This is a genomic window from Novosphingobium sp. SG720 (assembly GCF_012275365.1).
In the GTDB taxonomy this organism is placed as follows: Bacteria; Pseudomonadota; Alphaproteobacteria; order Sphingomonadales; family Sphingomonadaceae; genus Novosphingobium; species Novosphingobium rhizosphaerae.
The window spans coordinates 1126934-1142096 of sequence record NZ_JAAZQN010000001.1 but is presented as its reverse complement, the minus strand read 5'-3'; the positions used below and the strand labels follow the sequence as shown (position 1 = coordinate 1142096).

Sequence of the window (15163 nt, the reverse complement as noted above, 5' to 3'; positions counted from 1 at the left end):
GCAGGAGGCGGGCCAGCCGGTTCACTGGCCTATCAGCCGCGCACGGCTGCCGGATCGTCGAGGCTGTAGCCCAGGCCCCGGATGGTGGTGATCACATCGGCACCCAGCTTCTTGCGGATGCGCGTGACGAACACCTCGATCGTGTTGGAATCGCGGTCGAAATCCTGATCGTAGATATGCTCGATCAGTTCGGTGCGGCTCACCACCTTGCCCTTGTGGTGGAGGAGATAGGACAAGAGCTTGTATTCCTGCGCCGTGAGCTTGACCGGCTCGCCCTTCAGCGTGACGCGGCCCGAACGGGTATCGAGGCGCACGTCGCCCGCGATCAGTTCGGACGAGGAATTGCCCGAAGCGCGGCGAATCAGCGCGCGCAGGCGGGCGATGAGTTCCTCGGTCTGGAACGGCTTGGCCAGATAGTCATCGGCCCCGGCATCGAGCCCGGCCACCTTGTCCGACCAGCTGTCGCGTGCGGTGAGCACCAGCACGGGGAACTTGCGGCCTTCCTTGCGCCACATGCCCAGCACGGTCAGCCCGTCGATCTCGGGCAGGCCCAGATCGAGGATCACTGCATCATAGTCTTCGGTCGACCCCAGGAAGTGCCCGTCCTCGCCATCGGTGGACAGGTCCACGGCATAGCCGTTCTGTTCGAGCGTGGACTTGAGCTGCCGCCCCAGGGTCGGTTCGTCCTCGACGATCAGGATACGCATGGCAATTGGCCCCTTCTGGCGCAGCCGGCAAACCGGGCAGCGCACACGTGCTTGGATGGTGGCTAGATGACGGCAGGAACCTGAACGGTCAAGAAACGGTTCCCGCTCCCTGCCGTTTCACCGCCATTCAGCGCGATTCGCCCATTACCTGGCCGGTGCGGCCATCGACATCGACGAACACCACGCGGCCTTCGCGAATGAACTTGAGGCGATAGGCGCGCGCCTGCGGATCGTATTCCGGGCCAAGGTATTGCGCGCCGCGCATCATCGGCAGCACCCGCGCCTCGATCTCGCGCAGGGAGCGGACATGGCCGGCCGCCAGGTCCTGGCGGGCACGGTCCTGTTCGTTGCGAATCTGGGCCAACGCCGGCGGCGCAGTGGCAGCCAGCGCCAGCACACTGGCGGCAGCAAGAAGAAGGCGGCGGAGCATCATCACTTCTTCTGCCTGCAACAATCCTATTGAACAAGTTGTGAATAGCGCGGTTTCGGCAGGTTCAGGTGGACCTGTGGCAGATGGGCCGCTAAGCGCAGCCCCCTATGGCAGCACCGATTTTGAGTTGGGAAGGGCTGGGCCTGCATCAAGGCACCGGCTGGCTTTTCCAGGACCTGGACATCCAGATCGCCCCGCGTGACCGGCTCGCCCTGATCGGGCGCAACGGCGCGGGCAAGAGCACCCTGCTCAAGCTGATTGCCGGCACGATCGATGCCGACAAGGGCAAGCGTTCGGTGCAGCCCGGCGCGCGCGTGGTGACGCTGGAACAGGACCCGTTCTTCAAGGGCTTTGCTAGCCTACGCGATTTCGCGCTGCACGGGTCCGATGCCCCCGAAACCCACGAAGTGGAAGCGATTGCCGACCAGCTCGGCATCGACCTCTCGCGCCAGGCCGACAGCGCTTCGGGCGGGGAGCGGCGCCGCGCGGCGCTGGCCCGCGCGCTGGCGCAAGACCCTGACGTGCTGCTGCTCGACGAGCCGACCAACCACCTCGATCTCGCCGCGATCGAATGGCTGGAAGACTGGCTGCAACGCTTCAACGGCGCCTTCGTGGTGATCAGCCACGACCGAACCTTCCTGACGCGGCTGACGCGGGCCACGCTGTGGCTCGACCGGGGCAGCCTGCGCCGCAAGGAAGTGGGCTTTGGCGGCTATGACGCCTGGATGGAGCAGGTCCACGCCGAGGAAGCGCGCGCGGCCGACAAGCTCGATGCCAAGCTCAAGATCGAGGAACACTGGCTGCACCGCGGGGTGACCGCGCGGCGCAAGCGCAACATGGGGCGGCTGGAAAAGCTGCACGAAATGCGCGCCGAACGCGCGGCGATGACCGGGCCGCAGGGCGCGGCCAAGCTGGCCATCGCCAGCGACGACAGCAAGACCAAGTCGGTGATCGTGGCCGACCACGTGACCAAGCGCTTTGGCGAGCGCACGATCATCAAGGACTTTTCGCTGCGCATCCAGCGCGGCGATCGCATCGGTCTGGTCGGCTCCAACGGCGCGGGCAAGACCACGCTGCTGAAAATCCTGACCGGCGAACTGGTGCCCGACGAAGGCACCGTCACGTTGGCCCAGACGCTGAGCGAGGTGGTGATCGACCAGCAGCGCAGCCTGATGGCGCCGGAAAAGCGCGTGCGCGACGTGCTGGCCGAAGGCGGCGACTGGATCGATGTACGTGGCGTGCGCAAGCACATTCACGGCTATCTGAAAGACTTCCTGTTCGATCCCGGCCTGGTGGAAGCGCGCGTGGGCACGCTTTCGGGCGGGGAACGCTCGCGCCTGTTATTGGCGCGCGAATTTGCCCGCACGTCGAACCTGCTGGTGCTCGACGAGCCGACCAACGACCTCGACCTGGAAACGCTGGACCTGTTGCAGGAAGTGATCGGCGATTACGACGGCACCGTGCTGATCGTGAGCCACGACCGCGACTTCCTCGATCGCACCGTCAACATCACCCTGGGCATGGACGGTTCGGGCAAGGTGGATATCGTGGTTGGCGGCTATGCCGACTGGGAACGCCAGCGCAAGGCGCGCCTGGCCGCCCAGCCCAAGGTGGGCGCCAGCAAGGCGGCCGAGGCTGCACCGCCGCCCCCTCCCCCGCCGGCGCGCAAAGCCAAGCTGACCTACAAGGACCAGCGCGACTACGAACTGCTGCCCAAGCGGATCGAGGAACTGGACGCGGCCATCACGCGCGACGAGGCCGCGCTTGCCGATCCCGCGCTCTATACCCGCGACCCCAAGCGCTTTGCCGCGCTGACCGACGCGATTGCCAAGGCGCGCGCCGAAAAGGAAGCGGCCGAGGAGCGCTGGCTGGAACTGGCCGAGCAGGCCGAGGGCTGAAACAAAGCGCAATTGTGATGAAGCAATGGTTTGCTTTGCCCGCTCGCGGCATAAGCAGCCAGGACTATTCCCGCGGCAAGGCGATGGGAGACAATCGCGGTTAGAGTGGCAGGGTATCCACAGGGGACCCCCGCCGATGTCCACCATATCCGCCCTTTCCACCGCCGGCGCCAGCCCGCGCCCCTCTCCGCGCAGCCGGATGGATGAAGACATCACCGCCGCCGTCAAGGCCGGCGTGCTGAGCCAGACCGACGCCAGCGCGATCGAGACGGCGCTCGACAAGATCGACAGTTCGCTGCAATCGGGCGCCAGCAACCAGACCGGCACGACGCTCGATCCCAAGCAGATGAAGGATCGGGTCAACGGGTTGATCGACCAGCAAGTCAAGGATGGCACGCTGAGCCAGGATCAGGCCGACGAACTGAAAGCGTTTTTTGCCGCAGGGCCGGGCGGCCAGGATGGCAACCAGGCCAATGGCACTGCCTCGGCGCCCACAGCGGAGAGCGGATCGGCCGCACCGGCCGGTGGCCCGCGCGGCGGCGGCGCTGGCGGGGCCGACAGCAGCAGTTCCGATACCACCACCGACAGCGACGGCGATGGCATTCCCGACTACATCGATGCCCAGCCCACGGTCTATAATGTCAGCGACACGTCGACAGTGTCGAGCACCAGCAGCGGCAGCAGCACCGGCGGCCAGGACAGCGACAGTGACGGCGCTGGCGACGGCAAGCTGTCCGCGCTCAAGGCGTTCCTGCACAACCTGCGCCAGGGACAGGACCAGGATACCTATGCCGTGGGCGGCCAAAGCCAGGCCGGCAATGGCGCCAGCGGCCAGATCGTCAACCAATTTGCCTGAAGCCGTGGCGGGGGCAGCAGCACCGGCCGCCACCGCCACGATCCCGGATCAGGCGCTGCGCAGGCGCTCGGCAATGCGCTCATCAATCCGCGCTTCCAGCATGGAAAGCGGCATCGAGCCTTCCTTGAGCACGGCGTGGAACCAGGGCAGGCTGAACTTGTCGCCCAGCGCAGCCTGCGCCTTCTCGCGATTGGCGACCCAGGCGGTGTGGCCGATCTTGTAGCTGCAGGCCTGGCCGATCATCGTGCAATAGCGCTCGATCTCGCGCTGGCTGCGCCCCTGCGTGAAGCCGGTCTTCTCCACCATGTAGGCCGTCGCCTTTTCACGGCTCCAGCGATAGTGGTGAATGCCGGTGTCAACCACCAGGCGCACGGCGCGGAACAGGAACGACTGGAGATAGCCGGCGCGCTCGATCCCTTCATAGCCGCCCAGCTCGTCGCCCAGCTGCTCGGCATAGAGTGCCCAGCCCTCGCCATAGGCGGAGATGAAGTAGTCGCGCAGGATCCAAGGAAGCTGCCCGCCGCCCTGGGCATAGCCACCCTGGAGATGGTGGCCGGGAATGCCTTCGTGATAGGTGAGCGAGGGCAGCGTGTATTTCGGCCAATCGTTCACCGATTTGAGGTTGATCCAGTAGATCGCCGGGCGCGAGCCATCGAGCGGCGCGCTGTTGTAATAGCCATTGGGCGCGCCATCCTGGATCTCGGTGGGCACGGCGCGAATCACCAGCGGGTCGTTGGGAATGTCGGCAAAGGCGCGCGGCAGTTTCGCCCGCATCGCAGCGACGCCCTTGTTCAACCCGGCGATCAGGTCGGTACGGCCCTGGGCGGTATCGGGATAGAGCTGGTCGCTTGCGCGGTTGAGCGCGGCCAGGCGTTGCCCCACGGTGCCGGTGGTGTGGCCGGCGGCCTTGAGCACTTCATCAAGCTGGGCCGTGATATCGGCCACCTGGTCCAGCCCCATCTTGTGCACCGCTTCGGGGCTGAGCGTGGTGGTGGTGGCGCTGGCCAGCGCGGCGGCGTAGATGTCATCGCCGCGCTTGAGGCGCCACACCCCGTCGCCCGGCGCAGACTTGCCACGCAAGCGCCGGTGCAAGGCGATCTGCCGGTCGAGCGCGGGATAGACCTTGTCCTTGACGATCGCCGTGGCACTGGCCTGCCAATCGCCGCCCAGGCCCTTTTCGCGGGTGCGGCGAACCAGCGAGGTGACCAGCCCGCTTTCACCCGGCGCGGGGCTGCGCAGCTTGCCCATCTGGCCGAGCGCGAGATCGATTGCCCAGGCCGGAGCGATGCGGCCAAGGCCAGCCTGGCGCGCCACTTCGGTGGTCTGGTCGTCGAGCACCAGGGCGAAGGCGGCCAGGCGATCGAGATAGGCATGCGCATCGTCGAGCGTTTCGATCGGATGCTGGTTGTCGAGGAAATCGGGCACCGAGAAATAGGCGCCGCGCTGCTGGTCCACGGTGAACGGGGTCTGCGGATCGTCGATATCGAACGGCGCGCCGGCCAATTGCTCACCCAACCGGTGCAGGACGATAGCGCGATTGCGCTTGCCGGCCGTGCTCAAGCCCGCCGGATCGACCGCCGAAACGGCAGCCCGGGCATCGCGGTAAAACGCCAGGCTCGCTTCGCGCGCGCCAGCCCCGGCGCCATCGAGGCGGTGGCGCAGCGCGGCGCGTGGCCCGTTATCGAGCCCCAGGCCCGTGGCGCGTTCCGGCTCGATCAGCAGGCTCGACCAGAAAATGCGGTCTAGCAGGGATACAAATGCTGTGTCATCAGTATCTTGCGCAAAGGCCGCGGTTGGCAGGCCGGAGAGCCAGGTTCCGGCCATGGCCCCGCCCGTCAGCGAAAGGAAAGCGCGTCGTTCCAAACCGTGCATCATCAAATGGGTCGCTCCCCGGCATGATTGTTTCAGATGCGACGAGGTGCCACGGGGCCCATCCGGCGACAATGAAAATGTACCGGCGATCGACCAAATCGCGATTTCGATCGACGAATGACAATCCACGCGAACAATTATGCAAGGATGCTTGCCCTGCCATGCAAATTACGGGTAAGAAAGAACAAGACCTGATGCCTGTAGCTGTGGGCCTTCCCCGATGATCAACCGCATTCGCGAAATTCGCAGGCAAAAGGGGCTCACGCTGGCCGATGTGGCCGCGCGTTGCGCGCCGCCGACCACGGCGCAGACCATTGGTCGCCTGGAAACCGGCACGCGCTCTCTCTCGCTCAAATGGATGAACCGCATTGGCGCGGCGCTGGGCATCGATCCCGAGCTGTTGGTTCGCGCCGGAGACGACAGCCAGGCCCAGTTGGTGGCGCGGCTGACGCCTGCGGGAACCGAGCCACTTGCCAGCCCCGTTCCTGCCCAACTGCCCGACACGCTGCTGGGCCGCGAAGGGTTGCTGGCCCTCGCCGTGGAAGCCAGCGCCGGCGATTGGCGTGCGGGCGACCAGGTGTGGTTGCGCCGGCTTGACGCGGCCGACATCGGGCGCGGGCTCAACCGCGACATCCTGGCCCCCCGGCCGGGCGGGCGCTTTGCCTTTGGCCGCATGATCGACCATCGCGACGGGCGCGTGGCGCTGTTGCCGCCGGGTCCGGGCCAGCGCCAACTGGTGATCGATCGCCCGGCGTGGATCGCCGTGGCCGAGGTGCTGGTGCGCACGCTCTGATCGACGGGCATTCCCGGCGCAACGGCAGATCGGCTTCGTTTTGCCCGATCCGACACGCACGCCCTCGCACTTGCAGCATTTTCAGGCTAGGTCTGGGGTATGACGTTGCGCCTGCTTAGCCTGTCCACCCTCTATCCCGCCTCGATCAGGCCGGGATTCGGGCGTTTCGTGGCCCGCCAGATGGAAGCGCTGGCGGCGCGGCCGGACTGGGAAGTGACGGTGATCAACCCGATCGGCCTGCCGCCCTTGCCCGGCCTGCTGCTGCCGCGCGGCTATGCCCAGTTGCGCACGATTCCCCCGATGGAGCGGCGCAGCGGCGTGCCGGTCTATCACCCGCGCTTTCCGCTGGTGCCGGCGCTTTCGGGCCGCTTCAACCCGGCGCTGATCGCGCGCGCAGTCCTGCCGCTGGTACGGCGGCTCCATGCCGAGCAGCCGTTCGACATGGTGGACGCCCAGTTCTTCTATCCCGATGGGCCCGCCGCGGCGCGGATTGCCCGCGCATTGGGCCTGCCGTTTGCGATCAAGGCGCGTGGTTCCGACATCCATGTGTGGGGCAAGCGCCCGGCAGCCCTGCGCCAGATGGCATCGGCCGCGCAGGGCGCAGGCGCGCTGCTCAGCGTGTCGCAGGCCCTGGCCGACGACATGGCCGACCTGGGCCTGCCCGAAGACAAGATCACGGTGCACTATACCGGGCTCGATCGTGGGCGATTCCATCCCCGCCCTCGCGCGGCGGCCCGCGCGATCCTGACCGAACGCTTTCACCTACCGCCGGCCGGGCCGCTGGTTGCCTGCGTGGGCGCGCTGATCGGCATCAAGGGCCAGGCGCTGGCAATCCGCGCCCTGGCCGAGCCGGGCATGGAAGGCATTGCCCTGGCCCTGGCCGGCACCGGCCCCGATGAAGCAGCCTTGCGCGCGCTGACGCGCCAGCTCGACGTGGCACACCGCGTCTATTTCCTGGGCGGACTGGGCCACGATTTCATCCCCGTGCTGATGGCGGGGGCAAGCGCGGTGGTCTTGCCATCCGAGCGCGAGGGACTGGCCAACGTGTGGATCGAGGCGCTGGCCTGCGGCACCCCGCTGGTTATCCCCGATATCGGTGGTGCGCGCGAAGTGGTGACGGCGCCGGCTGCGGGGCGCATCGCCGCGCGCGAACCGGCAGCGATCGCCCGTGCGCTGGCCGCGCTGATTGCCCAGCCCAGCGCACCCGAAGCGGTGGCAGCCTGCGCCGCGCGGTTCAGCTGGGAAACCAATGCCGCGGCGCTGGCAGGGGTTTATGAGAAGGTTGTGAGGGGCGGATAAGCGTTGCGCGAGGCTTCCACCACTCCCTAGCCCCCTCCTCTGAAGAGGAGAGGGAACCAAGCCATGCACAAAAAAGCCCCCTCCTCTCTAGAGGAGGGGGCTCGGGGGTGGTGCGAGGCATGGCGCAACCGGGACCGATCAAGCCCCGTCGCGGGCCAGGCGTTCCTGCTTTTCGAGCGCGGTTTCGGTGGGCACGAAGCTCTTGGGATTGACCTTGAGCCAGATGAGGATCGGCGCGGCCATGTAGATCGAGCTGTAGGTCCCCACAAAAATGCCCAGCGTGATCGCGGCGGTAAAGCCAAAGATCACTTCCGGCCCGAAGGCCAGCAGCGCCACCAGGGTGATCAGCATCGACAGCGACGTGACGATGGTGCGCGCCAGGGTTTCGTTGACCGAGAGATCGAGCAGCTCGGGCAGCGGCATCTTGCGATACTTCTTGAGGTTTTCGCGCACGCGATCGTAGACCACGATCGTGTCGTTGAGCGAATAGCCGATCAGCGTGAGCAAGGCTGCCACGATGTTGAGATCGAATTCCATCTGCGTCAGCGCGAACATGCCGAGCGTGAGCGTCACGTCGTGCACGAGGCTGAACAGCGCGCCGATGCCGAACTGCCATTCGAAGCGCAGCCAGATATAGGCCGCCACCGCCAGCGCGGCGAGGCCAAGCGCCTGGAATGCGTCCCAGCCGAGTTCCTTGGACACCTTGCCCGAAACCGAATCGATCCCGTCGATGCGGGCATCGGCGTAGTGCCCCTTGATATCGGCGGTGATGGTACGGGCCATCTTGTCCGACAGCGCGGGATCGTGGTCCGCGCCGCTGGGCAGCTTCATGCGGATCGAGATCTCGTTGGGCTTGCCGTAGCGCTGGATGATCGGTTCGCCATAGCCCAGCTTGGTCACTTCCTCGCGCAGGTCGGCCACGGGCGCTTCGGCGCTGCGTTCGAACGTCACGCGGATCATCTGGCCACCGACGAAATCGACGCCCAGGTTAAGGCCCTTGGTGAACACCAGCCCCAGCGAGGCCGCCATCAGCAGCAGGCTGCCGATGTAGAACGGCAGGCGCCACTTGAGGAAGTGGATGTTGGTGTTGTCGGGAACGAGCTTCAAGAGTTTCATGGTCTGCGCTCCCCTTTACAGATTGAGATCGGACGGGCGGGCGCGGCGCAGCCATTGCGCCACCCACATGCGGGTGAGCCACATCGAGGTATAGACCGACGTGACGATGCCGATGATCAGCACCACGGCGAAACCCTTGATCGGGCCGGTGCCGAAGCCCGCCATCAGCACGGCGGCGATGACGTTGGTGACGTTGGCATCGAAAATGGCGCGGCTGGCTTCCTTGTAACCAGTTTCGACGGCCGCCACCACGCGTCGGCCACGATGGCGTTCCTCGCGGATGCGTTCGTTGATCAGCACGTTGGCATCGACCGCGGCACCGATCGTCAACACGAAGCCGGCAATGCCCGGCAGCGTCAACGTGGCCCCGATCGTGGCCATCACGCCCAGGATCATCAGCATGTTCATGACCAGCGCGATGCAGGCATAGACGCCGAAGCGGCCATAAGTGGCGATGATGAACACCACCAGCGCCAGCGTGCCCACGGTCATCGCGATCACGCCCTTGCGGATCGAATCGGCGCCCAGGTCTGGCCCGACGGTGCGTTCTTCCACCACCTTGAGATCCACCGGCAAGGCGCCGGAGCGCAGCGCGATGGCCAGCTGGCCCGCGCTTTCGGTGGTGAAGTGGCCCGAAATCTGGGCGCTGCCACCCAGGATCGGCTCGTTGATATTGGGCGCAGACAGCACCTTGCCATCGAGGATGATGGCAAAGGGCTTGCCCACGTTCTGCGTGGTCAGCTTGGCAAACTTGGCGCCGCCTTCGGTGTTGAACGTGATGCTCACCACCGGTTCGTTGGTCTGCGGGTTGTTGCCGGTCTGCGCATTGGTCAGTTCATCGCCGCGAATCCCGCCCAGCCGCTTGACCGCGATCGGCGCACCCATCTTGGGATCGGCGTAAGGCACGATCTGGCTGCCCACCGGGGCGATGCCGCGCGCCACGTCGGATGGCAGGGCGCTCTGGTCCACCAGCTTGAATTCCAGCTTGGCCGTCTGGCCGAGCAGGTTCTTGAGCTGCTGCGGGTCTTGCAGGCCGGGCACCTGCACCACGATGCGCTGCGCGCCCTGGCGCAGGATCGTGGGTTCCTTGGTGCCCAGGCCGTCGATGCGCTTGCGCACCACTTCCACCGCCGTGTCCATCGCCTGCGTCACCGCCTGGTCGATGCCTTCCTGGGTGGGGGTAAGGACAAAGCGGTTGCCGTCCACCACCTGGATATTCCAGTCGCGCTGGCCGGTCAGCCCGGCGCCCGAGGTGAGCGGCAGGATCGCCTCGCGCACGGCGTCCACCTTGGTGACATCGTCGACCAGGAAGGTGAGGCTGCCGTTGTTGTTGCTGATGTCGCTGATGCGGATCGTCGCATCGGTCGTCTTCAGCTTGTTGCGCACGGATTCGTCCATGCCTTCCAGCCGCTGCTGGCGCACTTGCGACGGATCAGCCTCGAGCAGGATGTGGCTACCGCCGGCCAGGTCCAGGCCCAGGTTGATCTTGGGCGAAGGCAGGGCCGCGGGCCAGTTGAGGCCGGAGACCGAAAACAGCGAAGGCAGCGATGCAAGCGCGACCAGAATGGTCACCCCCCATAGCATCAGCACCTTCCAGCGCGGGAAATCGAGCATGATCGGACTTTCGGAAAGTCTATAAGGTCAGTCGTTGGCGGCCTTGTCGCCCGGCTGGACGACTTCGCCCAGGGTGGAGCGCACGGCCTTGACCCGCACATTGGGCGCCAGTTCGAGATCGACGTAGTGATCGTCGATCCGGACCACCTTGGCGACCAGGCCGCCGGCGGTGATCACCTGGTCACCCTTTTGCAGGCCGGCGATGCGCTGCTGATGCTCCTTCTGCCGCTTCATCTGCGGGCGCAGGATCAGGAAATAGAAGATCACGGCCATGGCCACCAGCGGCAGGAACTGGAGGTAGGCGGGCGGCGAACCGGCATTGGCGGCGGCGGCAGAAAGAAGGGTGAGCATGACAGGACCGTTCGTGGGATCGAGGACAAGGGTTTGCAACCCCGGCGCGGCACGTTTGGCCCCGCTGCCCTCAGATTGTTGCAATTGGCCGGGGCTGCTAGCAGTTTGGGCGGGCCAAGGCAATGAAGCGGCAGGGCGTGCCCAAACCGCGCCACAATTCAGCCGTGCCACAATCCACAGGCAAAACCGGCCAGCGCGAAAAAGATGCGCGCCAAGGGGCTTGCCATCCCCAAACGATCCGCCTAGAGGCGCCCCACCGGTCGGGACGTAGCGCAGCCTGGTAGCGCATCACACTGGGGGTGTGGGGGTCGGAGGTTCGAATCCTCTCGTCCCGACCAATCATTCGACATCGTCGATACGAAAGAGGCGGCAGCGCAAGCGGGCCGCCTCTTTCGTTTGCGTGCCGGCGATCGGCGCAGACATCAGTCTGGTTAGCTTGCAGTAACTTTTGCCTGCTAGGCCATTGGCCAAGATGCCGAACTTGCACAAATCTCTGCGCGCCACGCTCGTCCGCCTGCCGCTATTGGCGCTGGGCCTGGGTGCGCTTGCCCTGGCGGGCTGCGAAAGCGAGCGCGATCGCAAGCTGGAAGAGCGCATTGCCGCCGCCGAGGCCAAGGCCGCTGCCGCGGAAAAGCGCGCCGCGGCGGCGGAATCGGCCGCCGGCGCCAGTTCCCCGGTCACCGTGGGCACGGTAGACGACAGCGCCGACACCGAAAACCAGGACGCCAACCCCGACGACCAGCCGCCGGTGGAAGGTGATTTCGAACAGCAGCAGCAGAGCAACAACGACACCTCGTTCGACGCCGCGCCCGATGGCGAAGGGCCGCAACTGGTGATCCAGCCACCGCCGGCCAACGTGCCCGGCCCGGTCGACGTGGGCAACCCGCCCGTCGCCACCTGAGCCGCACACACCGCGCGATCGGCGCCCCCTTGCACGCAAGCGGCAGCGCGCTATCACGCGCGCACCGCTTTCGGCAGGAGTTTTGCCCGATCATGACCGATACCGCCGCACCTGTCGTATTCGTGCTCAACGGCCCCAACCTCAATCTCTTGGGTATGCGCGAGCCGGAAATCTATGGCCACGATACGCTCGATGACATTGCCGGCCGCCTGGAAGACCGGGCGCAGGACCTGGGCCTGAGCGTGGACGTGCGCCAATCGAATCACGAAGGCCACCTGGTGGACTGGCTCCACGAAGCCCAGGCCGTGGGCGCCCGCGCCGTTCTGCTCAACGCCGGCGCCTATACCCACACCAGCGTGGCGCTGCACGATGCGATCAAGGGCATCAAGACCCCGGTGATCGAAGTGCACCTTTCCAACCCGCACAAGCGCGAGGAATTCCGCCACAGGAGCTATGTGGGCATGGCGGCCAAGGCCACCGTCGCCGGGTTCGGCGCTGCCAGCTATCTCGTGGCGTTGGACGCGGTTTTGCATCTTTAACGCCCCGCCAGCGCCGTTTTCCCCGAAGGGTGGGCGTTTTCGCCTGCCTTCCCCCTTGCCAGCGTGGCGCCGTGCGGGCATGGCGCTGCGCTTGAAGTTCCCACCTGTGAGGTTAACAATGGGCCACGACACCGGCGACAAGACCGCCGCAACCATGGCAATCGACAGCGCGCTCGTGCGCGAACTGGCCGAATTGCTGGCCGATACCGGGCTTTCCGAAATCGAAGTGGAAGACGGGCCGCGCAAGATCCGCGTGGCACGCACGCTCACCGCCGCCCCGGTGGCGCACATGGTGGCAGCGCCCGCCGCGGCCCCGGCCGCCGCGCCTGCCGCCGCCCCCACGCCTGAAGCGACGGCGGCTGCCGATGTCGCCGGCGCGGTGAAATCCCCGATGGTCGGCACCTGCTACCTCACCCCCGAACCGGGCGCCGCCCCGTTCATCGCGGTGGGCCAGGCAGTGAAGGCTGGTGACACCCTGCTGATCGTGGAAGCGATGAAGGTGATGAACCCGATCACCGCGCCCACCAGCGGCACGATCAAGACGATTCTGGTCGAAAACGCGCAGCCGGTCGAATTCGACCAGCCGCTCGTGGTCATCGGCTAAGGACGCGGACAAGATGGCCATCAAGCGCCTGCTGATCGCCAATCGCGGCGAAATCGCGCTGCGCATCCATCGCGCCGCGCATGAAATGGGCATCGAGACGGTGGCGGTTCATTCCACCGCCGATGCCGATGCCATGCACGTTCGCCTGGCCGACCATGCGGTGTGCATCGGCCCGCCGGCCGCCAAGGACAGCTATCTCAACATCGCCGCGATCATTTCCGCGGCCGAGATCACCCAGGCCGACGCGATCCACCCCGGCTATGGCTTCCTTTCGGAAAACGCCCGCTTTGCCGAAATCGTCGAAGCGCACGGCATCACCTGGATCGGCCCCAAGCCCGAGCACATCCGCACGATGGGCGACAAGGTGGAAGCCAAGCGCACCGCGGGCGCGCTGGGCCTGCCGCTGGTGCCCGGTTCCGACGGCGCGATTTCCGACGTGGAAGAAGCGCGGAAAATTGCCGAGGAAATCGGCTATCCGGTGATCATCAAGGCCGCATCGGGCGGCGGCGGGCGCGGCATGAAAGTGTGCAACAGCCCCGATGACCTGGAAACGCTGATGCAGCAGGCCGGCTCGGAAGCCAAGGCCGCGTTCGGCGATGCCACGGTGTACCTGGAAAAGTACCTGGGCAACCCGCGCCACATCGAATTCCAGATCTTTGGCGATGGCAATGGCCAGGCGATCCACCTGGGCGAACGCGACTGCTCGTTGCAGCGCCGCCACCAAAAGGTGCTGGAAGAAGCGCCTTCGCCGGTGATCTCGTCCGACGAGCGCTCGCGCATGGGCGGCATCGTGGCCAAGGCGATGGCCGACATGGGCTATCGCGGCGCGGGCACGATCGAGTTCCTGTGGGAAAACGGCGAGTTCTATTTCATCGAAATGAACACCCGCCTGCAGGTGGAACACCCGGTGACCGAAGCAATCACCGGGGTGGACCTGGTGCGCGAACAGATCCGCATCGCCGATGGCAAGCCGCTGTCGGTGACGCAGGACGAGATCGAGTTCAAGGGCCACGCCATCGAGTGCCGCATCAACGCCGAAGATCCCTTCACCTTCGCGCCCTCGCCGGGCCTGGTGAAGAGCTATCACGCGGCGGGTGGCATGCACGTGCGTGTCGATAGCGGGCTCTATGCCGGCTACAAGATCCCGCCCTATTACGATTCGATGATCGCCAAGCTGATCGTCTATGGCCGCACCCGCGAAGGCTGCATCATGCGCCTCAAGCGCGCGCTGGAGGAAATGGTGATCGACGGGGTCAAGACCTCGATCCCCCTGCACCAGCGCCTGCTGGAAGACCCGACGGTGCTCGATGGCGGCTATTCCATCAAGTATCTTGAGGAATGGCTGGCCCAGGGCGGCGGCAAGTAAAACGAAAAGGTCGCATCGCAGGATGCGGCCTTTTTTGTTGGGTGAAGCGTTCAGATCCTCCCCCACATCGTGGGGGAGGTGGCAGGCCGCAGGCCTGACGGAGGGGGCATGTCGTGCACCCGCCCCCGCCACCACCGGCTATGCGGGTGGTCCCCCTACCCCGCTGCGCGAGGGAGGATCTTTTTCCCGCGGCTTCCAGGTGATCACCCGCCACAGGTACGCCCCCACCAACACGGCCATGAGCGCGAGCGAGGCGGGCCCGGTATAGGCGGCCACCTTTTCGTAATGCTGCCCCAGGTGCCAGCCGGCCCAGACTAGTAGCGCGTTCCAGATCGCCGCGCCGGCAAAGGTGAAGGCCAGGAACCGCGCGTGGCCCATCGCGGCAAGGCCCGCGGGCAGCGAGATCATCGTGCGCATGGCGGGGGAAAAGCGCATGGCAAAAACCACCCATTGCCCGTGGCGGCGAAAGAACGCGACAAGACGGCGCATGGCCGGCCAATCGAGCGTGAGCACGCGGCCATACCGCGCCACGAAGGGCCGCAGCCGGCGATAGCCGAGCGACCGCCCCAGCAGGAACCAGGCATAGTTGCCCAAAGTGGAACCCACCGTGCCGAAGATCATCAGCGGCAGGACTTCCATCCGCCCCTGCGCCACGGCAATGCCGCCCATGCCCATGATCACTTCGGACGGGATCGGCGGAAAGATGTTTTCCAGCGCCATCAGGAACGCAATGCCCCAATAGCCGCCGTCGGCGATGAGTTGCAGAATCCAGTCGTTCATCACGGCAAAACGCGCGAGGAGCCGGAAATGCTCCCCG

Annotated in this window: 15 protein-coding genes and 1 tRNA gene; 9 read left to right on the top strand and 7 right to left on the bottom strand. The window is 65.9% G+C overall.

Annotated elements, in window-relative coordinates; translation table 11 throughout:
* Positions 1 to 32: 32 nt before the first annotated feature.
* Complete coding sequence (locus FHW94_RS05175; RefSeq protein ID WP_168554643.1) at positions 33 to 707, bottom strand: response regulator transcription factor; 675 nt, start codon at positions 705 to 707, stop codon at positions 33 to 35.
* A gap of 127 nt (positions 708 to 834) precedes the next feature.
* The gene (locus FHW94_RS05170) at positions 835 to 1137 is read right to left on the bottom strand and encodes a hypothetical protein (protein ID WP_246865998.1); all 303 of its coding nucleotides are present in this window, start codon (positions 1135 to 1137) and stop codon (positions 835 to 837) included.
* A 107-nt stretch (positions 1138 to 1244) separates the two neighbouring features.
* On the opposite strand from FHW94_RS05170, the gene FHW94_RS05165 reads away from it, so the two are divergent.
* Together FHW94_RS05165 and FHW94_RS05160 are read left to right on the top strand one after the other, a co-directional pair.
* The gene (locus FHW94_RS05165) at positions 1245 to 3035 is read left to right on the top strand and encodes an ABC-F family ATP-binding cassette domain-containing protein (RefSeq protein ID WP_168554641.1); all 1791 of its coding nucleotides are present in this window, start codon (positions 1245 to 1247) and stop codon (positions 3033 to 3035) included.
* A 136-nt stretch (positions 3036 to 3171) separates the two neighbouring features.
* Complete coding sequence (locus FHW94_RS05160; protein WP_168554640.1) at positions 3172 to 3891, top strand: hypothetical protein; 720 nt, start codon at positions 3172 to 3174, stop codon at positions 3889 to 3891.
* Between the two features lie 48 nt (positions 3892 to 3939).
* Here FHW94_RS05160 and FHW94_RS05155 read toward each other — a convergent pair whose 3' ends face one another.
* Complete coding sequence (locus tag FHW94_RS05155) at positions 3940 to 5766, bottom strand: DUF885 family protein (protein ID WP_246865888.1); 1827 nt, start codon at positions 5764 to 5766, stop codon at positions 3940 to 3942.
* A 217-nt stretch (positions 5767 to 5983) separates the two neighbouring features.
* Here FHW94_RS05155 and FHW94_RS05150 point away from each other — a divergent pair, with 217 nt between their 5' ends.
* Both FHW94_RS05150 and FHW94_RS05145 read left to right on the top strand, forming a co-directional pair.
* Positions 5984 to 6556 carry a helix-turn-helix transcriptional regulator gene (locus FHW94_RS05150; RefSeq protein ID WP_168554639.1) on the top strand — a complete coding sequence of 191 codons (573 nt, stop codon included), beginning with the start codon at positions 5984 to 5986 and terminating at the stop codon, positions 6554 to 6556.
* A 99-nt stretch (positions 6557 to 6655) separates the two neighbouring features.
* Positions 6656 to 7855: a glycosyltransferase gene (locus FHW94_RS05145; RefSeq protein ID WP_210425457.1), complete on the top strand. Its 1200-nt coding sequence runs from the start codon at positions 6656 to 6658 to the stop codon at positions 7853 to 7855.
* A gap of 138 nt (positions 7856 to 7993) precedes the next feature.
* Here the strand turns inward: FHW94_RS05145 and secF are convergent, their stop codons facing one another.
* From secF to yajC, 3 genes are read right to left on the bottom strand one after another with little or no spacing between them, the layout of a single operon-like run.
* Positions 7994 to 8971, bottom strand: coding sequence for a protein translocase subunit SecF (gene secF / locus FHW94_RS05140; RefSeq protein WP_168554638.1), 978 nt, complete (start codon positions 8969 to 8971; stop codon positions 7994 to 7996).
* A 15-nt stretch (positions 8972 to 8986) separates the two neighbouring features.
* The gene (secD, locus tag FHW94_RS05135; RefSeq protein ID WP_168554637.1) at positions 8987 to 10585 is read right to left on the bottom strand and encodes a protein translocase subunit SecD; all 1599 of its coding nucleotides are present in this window, start codon (positions 10583 to 10585) and stop codon (positions 8987 to 8989) included.
* Positions 10586 to 10612: 27 nt separating this feature from the next.
* Positions 10613 to 10936 carry a preprotein translocase subunit YajC gene (gene yajC / locus FHW94_RS05130; protein ID WP_168554636.1) on the bottom strand — a complete coding sequence of 108 codons (324 nt, stop codon included), beginning with the start codon at positions 10934 to 10936 and terminating at the stop codon, positions 10613 to 10615.
* A 261-nt stretch (positions 10937 to 11197) separates the two neighbouring features.
* Between yajC and FHW94_RS05125 the strand changes: the two genes are divergently transcribed.
* The 5 genes from FHW94_RS05125 (at position 11198) to accC (ending at position 14346) form a co-directional block, all read left to right on the top strand.
* Positions 11198 to 11274 (top strand) — tRNA-Pro (locus FHW94_RS05125).
* Between the two features lie 143 nt (positions 11275 to 11417).
* On the top strand, positions 11418 to 11837 hold the full coding sequence (locus tag FHW94_RS23000; RefSeq protein ID WP_210425456.1) for a hypothetical protein: 420 nt from the start codon (positions 11418 to 11420) through the stop codon (positions 11835 to 11837).
* Between the two features lie 92 nt (positions 11838 to 11929).
* Complete coding sequence (gene aroQ / locus FHW94_RS05115) at positions 11930 to 12376, top strand: type II 3-dehydroquinate dehydratase (protein WP_168554635.1); 447 nt, start codon at positions 11930 to 11932, stop codon at positions 12374 to 12376.
* Between the two features lie 118 nt (positions 12377 to 12494).
* Positions 12495 to 12980, top strand: coding sequence for an acetyl-CoA carboxylase biotin carboxyl carrier protein (gene accB / locus FHW94_RS05110; RefSeq protein WP_168554634.1), 486 nt, complete (start codon positions 12495 to 12497; stop codon positions 12978 to 12980).
* A gap of 13 nt (positions 12981 to 12993) precedes the next feature.
* Positions 12994 to 14346, top strand: a complete 1353-nt coding sequence (gene accC / locus FHW94_RS05105; RefSeq protein ID WP_168554633.1) for an acetyl-CoA carboxylase biotin carboxylase subunit — start codon at positions 12994 to 12996, stop codon at positions 14344 to 14346.
* 138 nt (positions 14347 to 14484) lie between these two features.
* Here the strand turns inward: accC and FHW94_RS05100 are convergent, their stop codons facing one another.
* Positions 14485 to 15126: a DedA family protein gene (locus FHW94_RS05100; RefSeq protein WP_168554632.1), complete on the bottom strand. Its 642-nt coding sequence runs from the start codon at positions 15124 to 15126 to the stop codon at positions 14485 to 14487.
* Positions 15127 to 15163: the final 37 nt, after the last annotated feature.